The 15,934-nt window shown below is 73.9% G+C and carries 8 protein-coding genes and 1 pseudogene; 6 read left to right on the forward strand and 3 right to left on the reverse strand.

All coding sequences use genetic code 11. From position 1 onward, the window contains the following. Positions 1–210 precede the first annotated feature (210 nt). A complete protein-coding gene (locus VGH76_RS17960; protein WP_331558073.1) occupies positions 211–3,150 on the forward strand; it encodes a sensor domain-containing protein in 2,940 nt (979 codons plus the stop codon). A 52-nt stretch (positions 3,151–3,202) separates the two neighbouring features. Continuing rightward, complete coding sequence (locus tag VGH76_RS17965) at positions 3,203–4,135, forward strand: ABC transporter substrate-binding protein (RefSeq protein ID WP_331558074.1); 933 nt, start codon at positions 3,203–3,205, stop codon at positions 4,133–4,135. Positions 4,136–4,205: 70 nt separating this feature from the next. Here VGH76_RS17965 and VGH76_RS17970 read toward each other — a convergent pair whose 3' ends face one another. From VGH76_RS17970 to VGH76_RS17980, 3 genes are all read right to left on the reverse strand, one after another. After that, positions 4,206–4,376, reverse strand: coding sequence for a DUF6104 family protein (locus VGH76_RS17970; RefSeq protein WP_331558075.1), 171 nt, complete (start codon positions 4,374–4,376; stop codon positions 4,206–4,208). Positions 4,377–4,378: 2 nt separating this feature from the next. Next, entirely contained in the window at positions 4,379–8,221 is a 3,843-nt protein-coding gene (locus VGH76_RS17975; protein WP_331558076.1) for a multifunctional oxoglutarate decarboxylase/oxoglutarate dehydrogenase thiamine pyrophosphate-binding subunit/dihydrolipoyllysine-residue succinyltransferase subunit, read from the reverse strand. A gap of 100 nt (positions 8,222–8,321) precedes the next feature. Continuing rightward, a complete protein-coding gene (locus tag VGH76_RS17980) occupies positions 8,322–12,071 on the reverse strand; it encodes an ABC transporter ATP-binding protein (RefSeq protein WP_331558083.1) in 3,750 nt (1,249 codons plus the stop codon). A 438-nt stretch (positions 12,072–12,509) separates the two neighbouring features. Here VGH76_RS17980 and VGH76_RS17985 point away from each other — a divergent pair, with 438 nt between their 5' ends. The 4 genes and pseudogenes from VGH76_RS17985 to VGH76_RS18000 form a co-directional block, all read left to right on the forward strand. Further along, positions 12,510–13,145, forward strand: a complete 636-nt coding sequence (locus VGH76_RS17985) for a cysteine dioxygenase family protein (RefSeq protein ID WP_331558077.1) — start codon at positions 12,510–12,512, stop codon at positions 13,143–13,145. Beyond that, positions 13,142–13,552, forward strand: coding sequence for a rhodanese-like domain-containing protein (locus VGH76_RS17990; protein WP_331558078.1), 411 nt, complete (start codon positions 13,142–13,144; stop codon positions 13,550–13,552). Before VGH76_RS17985 ends, VGH76_RS17990 begins: the two co-directional genes overlap by 4 nt. 304 nt (positions 13,553–13,856) lie before the next feature. Then, positions 13,857–15,551, forward strand: a complete 1,695-nt coding sequence (locus VGH76_RS17995) for an acyl--CoA ligase family protein (RefSeq protein WP_331558080.1) — start codon at positions 13,857–13,859, stop codon at positions 15,549–15,551. 74 nt (positions 15,552–15,625) lie between these two features. After that, a pseudogene (locus tag VGH76_RS18000) lies at positions 15,626–15,934 on the forward strand (hypothetical protein); the annotation flags it as partial.

The following is a 15,934-nucleotide window of genomic DNA, read 5'->3' on the forward strand; positions in this document are numbered from 1 at the left end:
CGACTTGATGCCACCCGACCGCGCGAGAAAGGACGGTCGGCGCCACAGGGCACTCGACGGGGTGACGTGCCCGGACCTCACCGAGGTCTCCTTCGTTGCGGTGATCAGGACGGCTGAGACGACCTGATCGGGGTTCGTCCCGAAGACCGCCGGTGAGGGGGCGAACAGGTGAACGGAGCGGGGCGGACGCCACGACTCGCCGTCGTCCGGATGCCGGATGGCGATGCGTCCGAGGCAGACCGCACCCGCACGCTCCCCGAGCCGCCGGCGCTGCCGGCGCCGACCGTCCCGGCGGCCTCGGGCGCCTTCGCCCGCCCCGTGACCCGGGACCGCGGCGCCGCTGCCGACGTCGTCGACGACGCCCACGCCGGCGCCGACGACGTCGCGGCGCCCGGGACCGGCGACGACGCGGTGCCGAGGGTCGAGGCGGCGACGCTGCCGACCGTGCCGCGGCGTCGGCCCGCCCGCCCGGCGGTCCCCGCCCCGGCGGACAGGGACGGCGCCGTGGTCCCCGCCGAACGGCCGTCCCCGACGGTCCGCGGGAGCCGGGACGTCCGCCCCGACGCCTCTGCGCCGGTGGCCGCCACCACGGTGGCCGTCCCCGTCGGGGCCGCCTCCGGGGCGCCGGGGCCGATGCCGGATGGACCCGTCGTGCTGCACGACGAGCGGGGCCGCATCGTCACCGCCTCTCCCGAGCTCGCCCGCCTCGTCGGCGTGCCCGCCGAGGAGCTCGTGGGACGGCCGGTCGACACCGTCGTCGCCGTCCGCCCGTCGGCCCCCGAGCAGGGCGCCCTCCTGCGGCCCGGCCAGGGCCCGCTCCCGGTCCGGCTGGTGCGCTGGCGCCAGGTCCCCGGGACCGCCCACCAGGCCTTGCTCCTCGTCGACGTGAGCGACGTCGTGCCGACCCCGGCGTCGCCCCGCAAGGTGGCCGACGCCGCGGTCGCCGACGAGCGCCGACGGCTGGAGGAGCTCAGCCGCCTCGCGGGGATCGGGTCCTTCGAGAACGACCGGACCCGCGACACCTGGGTGATCAACTCGGTGGCGCGCACCCTGCTGGGGCTGCCGCCCTTCGGCACGCTGACGCGGGCGCACGTCGCGGAATCGGTGCACCCCGTCGATCGGGCGCAGGTCGGTGCCCGCTGGCGCGCGATGCTCGAGGAGGGCGCCCGGCTCGACCTCGAGGTCCGCCCCGCCCACGACCCGACGCGGGTACTGCACGTGCGGGCCGTGCGCACGACCGTCGGGGACCGGGTCGTCGTCGCCGGCGCCGTCGAGGACGTCACCGAGCGACGCGCGATCGAGACCCGGATGCGGGCCTCGACCCAGCGGTTCACCGACCTGCTCGCGGTGGCGCCCGTGGGGGTCGCGCTCTTCGACGACCACGAGCGGCTCGTCCAGGCCAACCGGTCGCTGTGCCGGCTGCTCGGCGAGGGCCAGGACACACTGCGCGGGCGCCGCGCCGACGAGCTCCTCGACCTCGCCGCCGAGCGCGCCGCCCTCGCGCCCGGCGCCGCCCCGACCGGCGAGATGCCGCTGCTGGCGCGGCCCGCGGGGTCGGCCGGCTCGATCTCGTGGTCGTGCGCGGCGCGGGCGCTGCGGCGCCGGGAGCGAGGCGCACGGGGCGCGGCGACCGAGTCGGTGTGGTGCGAGCTGCACGTGTCGGTATCGGTCGACGACCTCGGACGGGCCACCCACCTCGTCGTCTTCACCGACGTCACCGAGAACCGTCGGGTCGAGGCGTCGCTGCGCCACCAGGCGATGCACGACGAGCTGACCGGACTGCCGAACCGTCGGGCGCTCTCCCGGGCGGTGTCGCACCTGCTGGCCGGGCCGAGCGCGCGGCGCACCGCGGTGCTGTTCTGCGACCTCGACAACTTCAAGCGGGTCAACGACTCCCTCGGGCACGACGCGGGCGACGAGCTGCTGGTCGTGCTGGCCGAGAAGCTGCGCGAGGGCCTGCCGGCCGGGTGCAGCGCCAGCCGTCACTCCGGTGACGAGTTCGTCGTGGTGTGCGCCGACGTCGACGCCCACGGCGGCCTGGACGAGCTCACCGCCTCCGTCGGGCGCATCCTGCGCACCGCGGTCCCGGTGCACGGTCAGTTGGTGCGGGTCTCGGCGACCATCGGGGCCGCGGTCGGTGCCGCGCTCGGCCTGCCCGCGACGCCCGGTGAGCCGGACATCGACCTCGGGGGCGACCCGGTGGAGCAGGTGCTCGCCACCATGCCCCTCGACGCCCCCGACCACCCCGCCACGGCCGACCTGGTCCGCTTCGCCGACGCCGCGCTGTTCGAGGCGAAGAGCGGCTCGAACCGGGTCGCGCTCGCCGACGAGGCCATCATGCGGGGCGCCGACGAGGCGCTGAGGATGGAGTCCCAGCTCCGGCAGGCGATGGTCAACGACGAGCTGGTGCTGCACTTCCAGCCCGTGGTCGCCGCCGACGGCCGGGTGCAGACCGCCGAGGCGCTGGTGCGCTGGCAGCACCCCGAGCACGGGCTGATCTTCCCGGACAAGTTCCTGCCGATCGCGGAGGCCGCAGACCTGCTCGGCGAGCTCGACCGCTGGGTGCTGCGCACCGCGGTGCGCGCGGCCGCGTCCTGGCCCACCGACGGCGATCACCCGACCGCCTCGGTCGCGGTCAACCTCGCGGGCCTGCTGCCCGGCGACCCCGACTTCCTCGCGACGGTGCACGAGGCGGTCACCGAGGCCGGCCTGCCGTGGGACCGCCTGGTGCTCGAGCTCGTCGAGACCTGCCTCGCCGACCTGCCGCCCGCGACGCTGCGCGAGATGAACGAGCTGATCGCGGCGGGCGTGCGGTTCGCCGTCGACGACTTCGGCACCGGCTACTCGTCGCTGTCGCGCCTGACCGGGCTGCCCGCGCAGATCGTCAAGCTGGACCGGGGCTTCGTCCGCGGGGTCGCGACCGGCGAGTCGGACCGGGCCGTGGCGCGCGCCGTCGTCGAGCTCGCCGCAGCCATCGGCCAGACCTGCGTGGCCGAGGGTGTGGAGGACGCCGACCAGTTCGCGGTGCTGCAGGACCTCGGCGTCGACGCCTACCAGGGCTGGCTCTTCGCCCGGGCGATGCCCTCCGGCGCGCTCGCCGAGATCCTCGCCCGCGGCCCGATCACCAGGGACGTCGCCGACGCGTCCTGAGGGAAGACTGCGGGACGTGGCAGGATCGCTCCCGGTGACATCGTCCCGCTCCGTGCCCACCTCCGGCCGCGTGCCCGGTCGCGTCGCCGTGGTGCTCGCGGTCCTCGGGCTCCTGCTGGCGGCCTGCGGCGGCGGGGGTGATCCTCTCGGGTCGTCCCCACCGCCGCCGTCGGACCCCGACACGATCCGGGTCGGCTCGGCGAACTTCCCCGAGAACCGGCTGCTCGCCGAGATCTACGCGACGGCGCTCTCGATCCGCGGGGTCCAGGTCGAGCGGCGGTTCGGCATCGGCAACCGCGAGACCTACTTCCCGCAGGTCCGCGACGGTGCCGTCGACCTCGTCCCGGACTACACCGGCAACCTGCTGCGCTACCTCGACCCGAACGCGACCGCGACCGCCCCGGCCGACGTCTACGCCCAGGTGGCCCAGCGGCTCCCCCCGACGCTGCGGGTCCTGCAGCCGAGCGCCGCGCAGGACAAGGACGGCGTCGTCGTCACCCGCGCCTTCGCCGCGCAGAACGGCGTGCGCTCCATCGCCGACCTCGCCCGGCTGTGCCCGACGCTGACCTTCGGCGGCCCGCCCGAGTTCGCCACCCGCCCCTACGGCATCCCCGGCCTGGCCCGGACCTACGGGTGCACGCTCCGGGCGTTCCGCGCCCTGGACTCCGGCGGGCCGCTGACCGTCGCCGCGCTGCGGCAGGGCACGGTCCAGGCCGCCGACCTGTTCAGCACCGACCCGTCCCTGGCGATGAACGACTTCGTCGTCCTCGACGACCCGCGGTCGAACTTCGCCGCGCAGCAGGTCGTGCCGCTGATCAATGCCACGAAGCTCGCGAAGCCGGCCGTCGCGGACGTGCTCGACCTGATCTCGGAGAAGCTCGACACCGCGACGCTCACCGACCTCAACCGACGCGTCGAGGGCCCCGACAAGCCCGATCCGGCCCAGGTCGCCCGCGACTGGCTGAGCTCGGCCGGGATCGGATAGGTGCGCTTCGCGCTTGTGAGCACTTTTCCGCGCGATAACCCCGAAAAGTGCTCACATGCGCGAAGCGCACCTAATCCGAGTCGTCCCGGGCCAGGAACGTCGCGAACCGGTCCGCCGCCCCGGCGTGCTCGGGGTGCGCGTCGACGAAGGCCCGGAGCCGGTCGGCGAGCCAGGCCAGGGAGACCTCCTCCTCGCCGCGCCGCTCCTCGAGCTCCTCGATGCCGCGGTCGGTGAAGTACACCCCTACTCCACGGCCTCCGCGATGAGCGCCTTCTGCTCGACCTCGTGCACCTTCGCTACGCCGGCCGCGGGCGCGGCCATGCGGCGCCGGGAGATGCGGTGCATCCCGCGAAGCGCCGGGACCTTGTCGGGGAGGTTGAGGCCGAGGAAGGGCCAGGCGCCCTGGTTGGCCGGCTCCTCCTGCACCCAGGCGATGTCGGAGACGTTCTCGTAGCGGCCCACGATCGACGCGATCTCGTCCGAGGCGATCGGGTAGAGCTGCTCGAGCCGCACGATCGCGACGTCGTCGGTCCGCCCGGCCTTCTCCCGTGCGGCCACCAGCTCGTAGTAGAGCTTGCCCGCGCAGAGCAGCAGCCGGCTCGCCCCTGCGGCCTTGCCGGCGTCGGCGAACGACGGGTCGTCGAGCACCGGGCGGTAGGAGCCGGAGGTGAAGTCCTCCACCGGGCTGACCGCGGCCTTGTTGCGCAGCATCGACTTCGGGGTGAAGACGACGAGCGGGCGGCGCACCCCGTCGGTGGCGTGGCGGCGCAGCAGGTGGAAGTAGTTCGCCGGGCTCGACGGCAGCGCGACGGTCATCGACCCCTCGGCGCACAGCTGCAGGAACCGCTCGATGCGGCCCGAGGTGTGGTCCGGCCCCTGGCCCTCGTGGCCGTGGGGAAGGAGCAGCACGACGTCGGAGGTCTGGCCCCACTTCGCCTCACCGGACGAGATGAACTCGTCGATGATCGACTGCGCGCCGTTGACGAAGTCGCCGAACTGGGCCTCCCAGAGCACCAGCGCGTCGTGGTTGACCACCGAGTAGCCGTACTCGAACCCGACCGCGGCGAACTCGGAGAGCGCCGAGTCGTAGGGCATGAACCGGCCCTGGTCGGCGGTGAGGTGCCGCAGCGGCACGTACTCCTCGCCGGTGTGCCGGTCGATGAGCACCGAGTGGCGCTGCACGAACGTGCCGCGCCGCGAGTCCTGGCCGGAGAGCCGGACGAGCTTGCCGTCGATGAGCAGCGAGCCGAACGCCAAGAGCTCCGCCCACGCCCAGTCGATGCCCTCCTGGGTGTCGGTCGAGGCGGCCTTCCCGCGGCGCTCGAGCACCGGCTTGACGCGCGGGTGCACCGCGAAGCCCTCGGGCAGGTCGACGAACGCCCGCGCGATGCGCTGCACGACGTCGAGCGGCACTGCGGTCTGCAGGGAGTTCGGCATCGCCTGCTCCCACTCGACCGACGGGCTGGGCTCGATCTGCGCCTTCTCCAGCTCGCGGACCTCGTTGAACACGTGCTCGAGCTGGCTGCCGTAGTCGCGCAGCGCGTGCTCGGCCTCCTCGAGCGAGATGTCGCCGCGGCCGATCAGGGACTCGGTGTAGGTCTTGCGCACCGAGCGCTTGGCGTCGATGACGTCGTACATCTCGGGCTGGGTCATCGAGGGGTCGTCGCCCTCGTTGTGGCCCCGGCGCCGGTAGCAGATCATGTCGATCACGACGTCGGAGTTCCAGCGCTCCCGGAACTCGACCGCCTGCCGTGCCACCCAGACGCAGGCCTCCGGGTCGTCCCCGTTCACGTGGAAGACCGGCGCGTCGATCATCTTCGCGACGTCGGTGCAGTAGTGCGTGGAGCGGGTGTGCTCGGGCGCCGTCGTGAAGCCGACCTGGTTGTTGACGATCACGTGCACGGTGCCGCCGGTGCGGTAGCCGCGCAGCAGGGCGAGGTTCAGCGTCTCGGCGACCACGCCCTGGCCGGCGAACGCGGCGTCGCCGTGCATCGCGACCGGCATGACGGTGAAGCCGTCCTGGCCCTTGTCGAGCACGTCCTGCTTGGCGCGCACGATGCCCTCGAGCACCGGGTCGACCGCCTCGAGGTGCGACGGGTTGCTCGTCAGCGACACCGTCGTCTCGCCGTCGCCGAACATCCGGAAGAACTTGCCCTCGGCGCCGAGGTGGTACTTCACGTCGCCGGAGCCGTGCGCCTGGCCCGGGTCGAGGTTGCCCTCGAACTCCCGGAAGATCTGCGAGACCGGCTTGCCGACGATGTTCGCGAGGACGTTCAGCCGGCCGCGGTGCGGCATGCCGATGACGACCTCGTCCATCTCGTGCGCCGCGGCCTCGTCGAGCACCGCGTCCAGCAGCGGGATGACCGTCTCCGCGCCCTCCAGCGAGAAGCGCTTCTGCCCCACGTACTTGGTCTGCAGGAACGCCTCGAACGCCTCGGCCGCGTTGAGCTTGGAGAGGATGTACTTCTGCTCGGCGACCGGCACCTTCTCGTGCGGCACCTCGATGCGCTCCTGGAGCCAGGCGCGCTTCTCCGGGTCGAGGATGTGCATGTACTCGATGCCGATGGTGCGGCAGTACGAGTCACGCAGCACCCCGAGGATGTCGCGCAGCTTCATGCACTGCCGGCCCGCGAACCCGTCGACCGGGAACTCGCGGTCGAGGTCCCACAGCGTGAGCCCGTGGGTCTGGATGTCCAGGTCGGGGTGCTTGCGCTGCGGGTGGTCGAGCGGGTCGGTGTCGGCCATGAGGTGGCCGCGCGTCCGGTACGCGTCGATCAGCTCGATGATCCGCGCGGTGCGGTCGATCGAGCTCTCGGGGAGGTCCTGGGTCCAGCGGACCGGCTCGTACGGGATGCGCAGCGAGGCGAAGATGTCGTCGTAGAACCCGTCCTCGCCGAGGATCAGATGGTGGATCCGCCGCAGGAAGTCCCCGGACTCGGCGCCCTGGATGATGCGGTGGTCGTAGGTGGACGTGAGCGTGATGATCTTGCTGATGCCCATGTTCGCGAGCCGCTCGTCGCTCGCGCCCTGGAACTCCGCCGGGTACTCCATGGCGCCGACGCCGACGATCGTCCCCTGGCCCACGGTGAGGCGCGGCACCGAGTGGTTCGTCCCGATCGTGCCCGGGTTGGTCAGGCTGATCGTGACGCCCGCGAAGTCCTCGGTGGTCAGCTTGCCGGTGCGGGCCTTGCGGACCATGTCCTCGTAGGCCGCCCAGAACTGGGCGAAGTTCAGCTTCTCGCTGCCCTTGAGCGCGACCACCACCAGCGAGCGGGACCCGTCCTTGCCCTGCAGATCCATCGCGAGGCCGAGGTTGACGTGCCCCGGGTCGACGACGGCGGGCTTGCCCTTCTCGTCGCTCCCGTAGTGGCGGTTCATGTTCGGGAAGTCCTGCAGCGCCCGCACCATCGCGTAGCCGAGCAGGTGGGTGAACGAGACCTTGCCGCCGCGGGAGCGCCGCAGGTGGTTGTTGATGACGATGCGGTTGTCGGCCAGCAGCTTGGCCGGCACAGCGCGCACGCTGGTCGCGGTCGGCAGCTCGAGCGAGGCCTGCATGTTCTTGGCGATCGCGTTCGCCGCGCCGCGCAGCGGGCGCACCGTCTCGTCGGCGGCGGCGTCGTCCTGCGTCTTCGCCGGGGTGGTCGACCCGGCCGCGGGCTTGGACTCGGTCCGGGCCTCGCCGGTGGGGCGCTGGGACGTGGGGCCGTTGGCGGAGCCCGACGACGAGCCCTGCGACGACGATGCCTGGGATGACCCCGCCTGCGCCGGCGCGCTGCCGTTGGCGGTCGACGACGTGGTCGACGACGCGGTGGACGACGCCGTGCCGCTGCCGTTACCCGAGGACTGCCCCGCGGACTCGGCGCTCGAGGAGGCCGCCGACCCACCGGCCCCGGACGTCCCCGACCCGGCGCTCGCCGAGGCCGCGTTGGCGCCCGCGGCGTTCTCGCCGTCCGAGGGGGCGTAGTCGGCGAAGAACTCGTGCCAGGCCGCGTCCACCGAGTCCGGATCCGCCAGGTAGCGCTGGTACATCTCGTCGACCAGCCACTCGTTGGGACCGAACTGGGCTGCCGGACTACTCGTCGACACGGCTGGAGATCGCCTCAATCACGTGCGGAAGTGGAAACGGACACCAGGTTAGCGCTCCGTGTGCGCCCGGGTGGCGGCCCTGTAGCCGACTGCACCCAGTTCATGCGACGGCCGCGTCACCCCGGGCGGCGTCATCCCGCTCGAGGTGCTCCTCGGCGTCGTCGGCGGTGGCCGCGCCGGTGCGCCAGAGCATTGCGTAGCGGCCGCCCGCGGCGAGCAGCTCGCCGTGCGTCCCCTCCTCGACGACGCGGCCGCCGTGGAGCACGACGATGCGGTCGGCGCGCGCCGCGGTCGCGAGGCGGTGGGCGACGACGAAGGTGGTGCGTCGGGCGGCGACCCGGTCGCCCGCCGCGAGCACCGCCGACTCCGTCGCCGGGTCGAGGGCCGCGGTGGCCTCGTCGAGGAGCAGTAGCGCGGGGTCGACGAGCTCCGCGCGGGCCAGGGCGACCAGCTGGCGCTGCCCCGCCGAGAGCCCGCCGCCCCGCTCGCCGACCGGCTGGTGGAACCCGGCGGGCAGCGCGGCGACCACGTCGAGGGCCCTCACCCGACGCGCCGCCTCCTCGATCTCCGCCGGGCTCGCGTCGGGCCGGCCGTAGGCGATGTTCGAGGCGATGTCGCCCACGAACAGGTGGGCCTCCTGCGGCACCACCCCGAGCCGGTGCCGCAGCCCGGGGAGGTCGTAGCGGCTCACGTCGACCCCGTCGATGCGCACCGACCCGCTGGTGGTGTCGTAGAAGCGGGCCACGAGCTTGACGATCGTCGACTTGCCCGCCCCGGTCGCCCCGACCAGTGCGACCGTGCGCCCGGCCGGGACCCACAGCGACACGCCCGAGAGCGCCGGCGTGTCGGCCCCGGTGTAGGAGAAGCCGACGTCGCGCAGCTCCACGTCGCCGCGCAGCGCGCCCACCGGGACCGGGTGCTCGGGGGCGGGCACGGAGGTGGGCGTGCGCAGCAGCTCGGAGATGCGGGCGAGCCCGACGCGGGCCTGCTGGTACCCGTCGAAGACCTGGGAGAGCTGCTGGACCGGGCCGAAGAACATCGACAGGTAGAGCAGGAAGGCCACGAGGATCCCCGACGACAGGTCCCCGCTCGCCACCCGCGCGGCGCCGACGGCGAGGACCGCGGCCTGGGCGAGGTCGGAGAGCAGGTTGGCGCCGGGGAAGTAGGTGGCGATCAGGCGCTGGGCCCGCAGCCGCGCGCGGCGGTAGGCGTCGCTGGAACCGGCGAAGTGCGCGGCCGAGGCCCGCTCGTGGGTGTGGGCCTGGGCGACCCGCAGCCCCGCGACGTTCTCCTGCAGGTCGGCGTTCACCACGCTGACCCGCTCGCGCGCCTCGGCGTAGGCCACCGACGAGAGCCGCCGGAACACCACGGTCGCCACGACGAGCACCGGCATCACCGCGAGCGCGACCACGGCGAGCTCGACGTCGGTGACGAGCAGCGCCGCCGCCACCCCGAGGACGGTGAGCAGGGCGACGACCGCCTGGGCGAGCCCGGTCTGCAGGAACGACGACAGCGCGTCCACGTCCGTCGTCATCCGCGTCATGATCCGGCCGCCGAGCTCACGCTCGTAGAAGTCCAGCCCGAGCCGCTGCAGGTGGGCGAAGCTGCGCACCCGCAGCAGGTAGAGCCGGCCCTCGCCGACGCGCGCGGTGAGCACGGTCTGGATGAACACGACGACCCAGTCGACGAGGACGACGCCGAGGCCGATGGCCACCGCGAGCACGAGGATCGAGGGGGAGCGGCCGTTGATGCCCCCGTCGACCGCGAGCCGGGCCAGCGACGGGAACGCCACGGTGGCGAGCGCGTCGATGCCGACGAGCACGCTCACCGCCGCGAGCGCGAGGCGGACCGGGCGCAGCAGGTGCCCCAGCCGGAAGCCGGGGTCGGGCGCCGTCGGGTCCTCGCCGTGGAGGTCCGGCCGCTCGTCGGCGGGGGGCAGCACCGCCATGGCCGCGCGCATCTCGCGGGAGGAGACGGTGCCGTCGAGGCCCGCCGCGATCGGGTCGGGGCCGCCGCGGTCGCCCGGCGGGGCGTCGGCGTCCTCGACGGACGACGGGGCATCCGGCCACAGCGAGGGCGTCGTGCCGTCCGGGCCGGGGCCCTCGACGTCGTCGATGCGCGCCCGGGCGGGCTGGTCGATGCTCTCCCCGGGTCCGGCGAGCAGGGCGTTGAAGAGGTCGCAGCGCCCGGTGAGCTCCGCGGCGGTGCCGACGTCGACCACCCGCCCCTCGTCGAGGACCGCGATGCGGTCGGCGAGGGTCAGGGTGGAGCGGCGGTGGGCGATGACCAGCGTGGTGCGCTCGGCGGTGATCGCCCGCAGCGTCTCCCCGATCGCGGCCTCGGTGGCGGCGTCGACGGCGCTGGTCGCGTCGTCGAGCACGAGGACGCGGGGGTCGTAGAGCAGGGCGCGGGCCAGCGCGAGCCGTTGGCGCTGGCCGCCGGAGAGCGTGAGCCCGCGTTCGCCGACGCGGCTGTCGTAGCCCTCGGGCAGCTCGCGGACGAACTCGTCGGCCTGCGCGGCCCGGGCCGCCGCCCGGACCTGGGCGTCGGTGGCGTCCGGGCAGCCGTAGGCGATGTTGGCGCGCACCGTGTCCGAGAAGAGGAAGGCCTCCTCGAACACCACGCCGACGGTGCGCCGCAACGACGCCAGCGACAGCCGGCGCACGTCGTGGCCGCCCACGCGCACGGCCCCGCCCTGCACGTCGTAGAAGCGGGGGACGAGCAGTGCGACCGTCGACTTCCCCGAGCCCGCGGTGCCGATCACCGCGAGCGTCTCGCCGGGCCGCACCGACAGCGACACCCCGTCGAGGACCGGGTCGCTTCGGGTGTAGCCGAACCGGACGTCGTCGAGCTCGAGCCCGACCGGCCCCGCCGGGACCTCGAGCGCCGGCGGGTCGGTGCTGTCCACGATGTCGGGCTGGGAGTCGATGAGCTCGTACACGCGCTCCACGCCGGCCCGCGCGAGCTGCCCGGTGACGACGACCGCGGCCACCATGCGGGCCGGGGCGATGAGCGCGGCGATGTAGGTGGTGAAGGCGAGGAAGGTCCCGATGGTGATCCGGCCCTCGAGCGCGAGCGCGCCGCCGAGGGCGAACACCACGAGCTGCCCGACGGTCGGCAGCGCGGAGAGCGTGGGGGTCAACCGCGCGGTGAGGCGCGCGGCGCGGAGGCGCTCGGCGTAGAGCCGACCGGCGACGTCGGCGAGCCGGGAGGTCTCCCGCTCCTCCTGCCCGAAGCCCTTGACCGCGCGGACGCCCGTCACGGTCTCCTCGACGCCCTGCGCGACCTCGGCCGCCCGCTGCTGGGCCGACCAGGTCGCCGGGAAGAGGCGGCGCCGCATCACCGTCGTGAACACCAGCGCCACCGGCAGCGTGATCAGCGCGACGACGGTGAGCAGCGGCGAGAGCCACGCCATGATCGCGACGGAGACGGCGACCTGGGCGAGGGTGCCCACGGAGTAGGGCACCATCCCGAGCAGCCCCTGCACCTGCTGCAGGTCGGAGTTCGCGCGCGAGACCACCTGCCCGGTGCGCAGCGCGTCCTGGCGCGGGCCGTCGAGGCGCGAGATCGAGCCGAACACCCGGCGTCGCAGGTCGTGCTGCACCAGCAGCGAGAGCCGGCCCCCGAGGTAGCGGCGCAGGAACGCCATCGCGAACTTGACCAGCGCGAGCGCGACGACGGTCGCGACGATCGGCGTGAGCCCCGCGGTGGACCCCCGCACCGCCCGGTCCACCGCCACGGCCACCAGCAAGGGCCCGACCGACTCCAGCCCCACCCCCAGCGTCGAGGCGCCGACCGAGGCGGCCGTGAGGCCGCGGTGGCGCCAGCAGTCGAGGGAGAGGCGCCGCACCCAGCCGCGTGCCGGGTCGTCCGGGCGGGTGTGGCCGGGGTCGCCCGAGGTGTCGCGGGGTGCGGTGTCCTGGGATCGGGGGTCGGTGATCTCTGCAGTGGTGGGGGCCTCGGGCGAGGCGGGGTCGGGCACGTGATCCAGGCTAGGTCGACCCCCTGACAGCCCGCCCGTCGACGAGTGGTCGGGGAGGGCGGTGTGATCGTCCGGAACCCCTGCCCCGGTGGTGACGGGCGTGGCCGGGCGTGATGGAATCTGCGCCGTGAACCGCCGCGAGGAGCTCGTCCCGTTCTGGGTGGGCCGTCGCGCGCACGTGTTCGACCAGCGCTGTCGCTGACGACGAGTCCCGTTCCCCGTCCGAGGCGTTCCCGCCCGGGGGAGCCTCCTCCGGCCGTCTCCCGACGACGACGGCCGTCGCAGAACCGAGGACGTCGTCCCGTCATGACCGCCGTCACGCCCGCGCGCGCCGAGGCCGCCCGCCCCGAAACGCTGCCCTTCCTGCCCCGCTCGCGCCACGGTGACCGTCGCCGCTGGCACGACGGGCCGACCCCCGTCAGCCTCGCCGACCTCACCACCATCACCCGCCAGGTCGCCGCCGAGGTCGTCGCGGGCCTGCACGAGGTGCGCGTCGACCATGCCCACCGCTGGGCGAAGCGCCTGCACGCCGATCCCCACCTCGACGTCTGGCTGATCAGCTGGGCGACCGAGCAGGCGGCCGAGCTGCACGACCACGGCGGGTCGATCGGCGCGTTGACCGTGGTCCGCGGCGAGCTCACCGAGTGGCGCTGGACCGCAGGGTCGGCCACCGACCACGAGGTGTCGGCCGAGGAGCTCGCCGTCTGCGGGCCGGGGCTGCGGCGCCGGGCGCTGTCGGCCTCCTCCGGGGCGGCCTTCCCGCTGGGACACGTCCACGACGTGTCGAACCGCCGCCGCGAGCCCGCCGTCAGCGTCCACGCCTACTCGCCGCCGCTCTCGACGATGTCGTACTACGACGTCGACCGGGGCACCCTCACGCGGACGCGCTCCGAGCTGGTGGAGCCCGGGGCGTCGCCGGAGGGGGGCCAGGTCCTGACGTGACGACCATCGGCGAGGTGCTGGCGGCGGCCCGGGCCCGGCTGCACCGGCTCGAGCCCGAGGCGGCCGCGGCGCAGGTCCGGGACGGGGCGCGGCTGGTCGACATCCGGCCCGGCTGGCAGCGCCTCGCCGAGGGCTCGGTGCCCGGCGCCGTGGTGATCGAGCGCAACCACCTCGAGTGGCGTCTCGACCCCACCTCGGACGCCCGCGTCCCCGAGGCCGTCGACCACGACGTCGCCTGGGTGGTGCTGTGCTCCGAGGGCTACACGTCCTCGTTGGCGGCCGCGGCACTGCAGGACCTCGGCATCCACCGGGCCACCGACGTCGTCGGCGGGTTCCGCGCCTGGGAGGCCGCGGGCCTGCCGACGGCGCCGGGATCGGACGCGCCTCCCGACTACGCGCGGTCCTGAGCGGCGCCGGGCACCTCGCGGCAGCAACGGCACGTTCCTGGCGTCGCACGCCAGGACGGCGCCGTTCACCCATCGAGGGCCCGGCCCCGCCCGCGGCAGCAACGGCACGATGCTGGCGTCGAACGCCAGAGCGGCGCCGCTCACCGATGGGCGGCCCGCCACCCCGGTTCGAGGCCCGCCGCCGGGTGCTCGCGGGCGAAGAGCCCGAGGCGATCGTCGGGGGTGCTCGACCGAGAGGTACGCCGTGCTCTCGGAGGGTGATCACGCCTACCCGATCCACCCGGTGGGCTGCTTGGATCGCGCCATGACGCGCGGTCCCGAGACCTGGATCACCGAACTGACGCCGCTGTCCTTCCTGGCCCGCTCGGCCGGGGTGTACCCCGGCAAGACGGCCATCGTCCACGGCACGGCGCGCTGGACCTACGCGGAGTTCGCCCGCGACGCCCAGCGGCTCGCGCGGGGCCTGCGCGCGTCGGGCGTCGAGCGCGGCGACCGCGTCGCCTGCCTGCTGCCCAACGTCCCGGCGATGCTGCACGCGCACTTCGGCGTACCGCTGGCCGGTGCGGTGCTCGTCGCGGTGAACACGCGCCTCTCGGCCGAGGAGGTCCGCTACATCCTCGACCACTCCGGGGCGACGGTCCTCGTCGTCGACTCCACGCTGCTCGCGGCCGTCGACCCGATCCGCGAGAGCCTCGAGACCGTCCGCGAGATCGTCGTGCACGTCGACGAGCAGGGTCCCGACGCCGGGTCGGGCCCGGACGGGTACGCGGAGCTGCTGTCCCGCGGGGACAGCCCGGACGACGGCGGAAACCAGGACCTGCCCTGGGCCGTCGACGACGAGCGCGGCACGATCTCGATCAACTACACGTCGGGCACCACCGGCAAGCCCAAGGGCGTGCAGTACCACCACCGCGGGGCGTACCTGAACTCCCTCGGCGAGATCGTGCAGAGCTACCACGACCCGTCCACGGTCTACCTCTGGACGCTCCCGATGTTCCACTGCAACGGCTGGTGCACGCCGTGGGGCATCACCGCGATCGGCGGCACCCACGTCTGCCTGCGCGAGGTCCGCGGCGATGCCATCTGGGCGCTGATCGGCGAGCACCGCGTCACCCACCTCAACGGCGCTCCGACGGTCGTGACGACGATCATGAACGCCGCCGAGGCCCGGACCCTCGACTACGCGCTCGTCGTCACGACGGCGGGTGCACCCCCCAGCCCGACGACGATCCTCGAGATGGAGCGGATGGGGTTCCGGATCGTCCACGTCTACGGCCTCACCGAGACCTACGGCCCGTACACGGTCTGCCAGTGGCAGGACGAGTGGGGGTCGCTGGCGGACACCGAGCGGGCCCGCCTGCAGGCCCGGCAGGGCGTCGGGATGATCCAGACCGACGCGGTGCGGGTGGTGCGGTTGCTGGACGAGGCGAGCGAAGCGACGGGGGACGGGCCAGCGGACGTGACCGACTGGGCGTCCGTCGACCTGGTCGACGTGCCCGCCGACGGAACGACGATGGGCGAGATCGTCATGCACGGCAACAACGTCATGTCGGGCTACTACCGCGACCCGGACGCCACGGCGAAGGCGTTCGCCGGCGGCTGGTACCACTCGGGCGACCTCGGGGTCATGCACCCCGACGGCTACGTCGAGCTCCGCGACCGCGCCAAGGACGTGATCATCTCCGGCGGCGAGAACATCTCGACCGTCGAGGTGGAGCAGGCCGTCCTCTCCCACCCGGCGGTCCTCGAGGCCGCCGTCGTCGGCGTCCCCGACGAGCGCTGGGGTGAGCGGCCGAAGGCGTTCGTCGTCCTGCGGCAGGGGAAGTCGGTCGAGCCCGAGGAGGTCATCGAGCACGTCAAGACGGCCATCGCGCGCTACAAGGCGCCGCGCGAGGTCGAGGTCGTCGTCGAGCTCCCCAAGACCTCCACCGGCAAGATCCAGAAGTTCGAGCTGCGCGCCAAGGAGTGGGGCGGGCAGGAGCGGCAGATCCGGGGCTAGTCGCCGCCCCCTGCTCTGGCATTCGGGGTCACGGATGGGTAACGATGGCGGCCGTTGACCCGATGGGACCAGTGATGAGCCTTCCGACTGATCCGTTCGCCGCGCCATCGAGCGGCCCGTTGGCGCTGGACGTCGCGCGTGCGGAGGACGAGCGTGCCGCGGCCCTGCGCCGGCGGTCGTCGCGCCGCGCGCTCGCCGCCGTGACCGGGACGCTCGCCGTCGGCGCCGCCGCCGTCGGGGTGACGCTCGGCGCCGGCGGCGGACCCGACCTGACGTCGGCGGCCTCGTCGGAGGCCCCCGCCGCCGGCGCGGCGGCGACGCTGGCCCCGCCCGTGGCCGCGGCCCCGATCGTGCCGAAGGACGCGACCCCGCCCGCGGTGACG

This window comes from Actinomycetospora sp., assembly GCF_036497585.1.
Taxonomy (GTDB): domain Bacteria; phylum Actinomycetota; class Actinomycetes; order Mycobacteriales; family Pseudonocardiaceae; genus Actinomycetospora.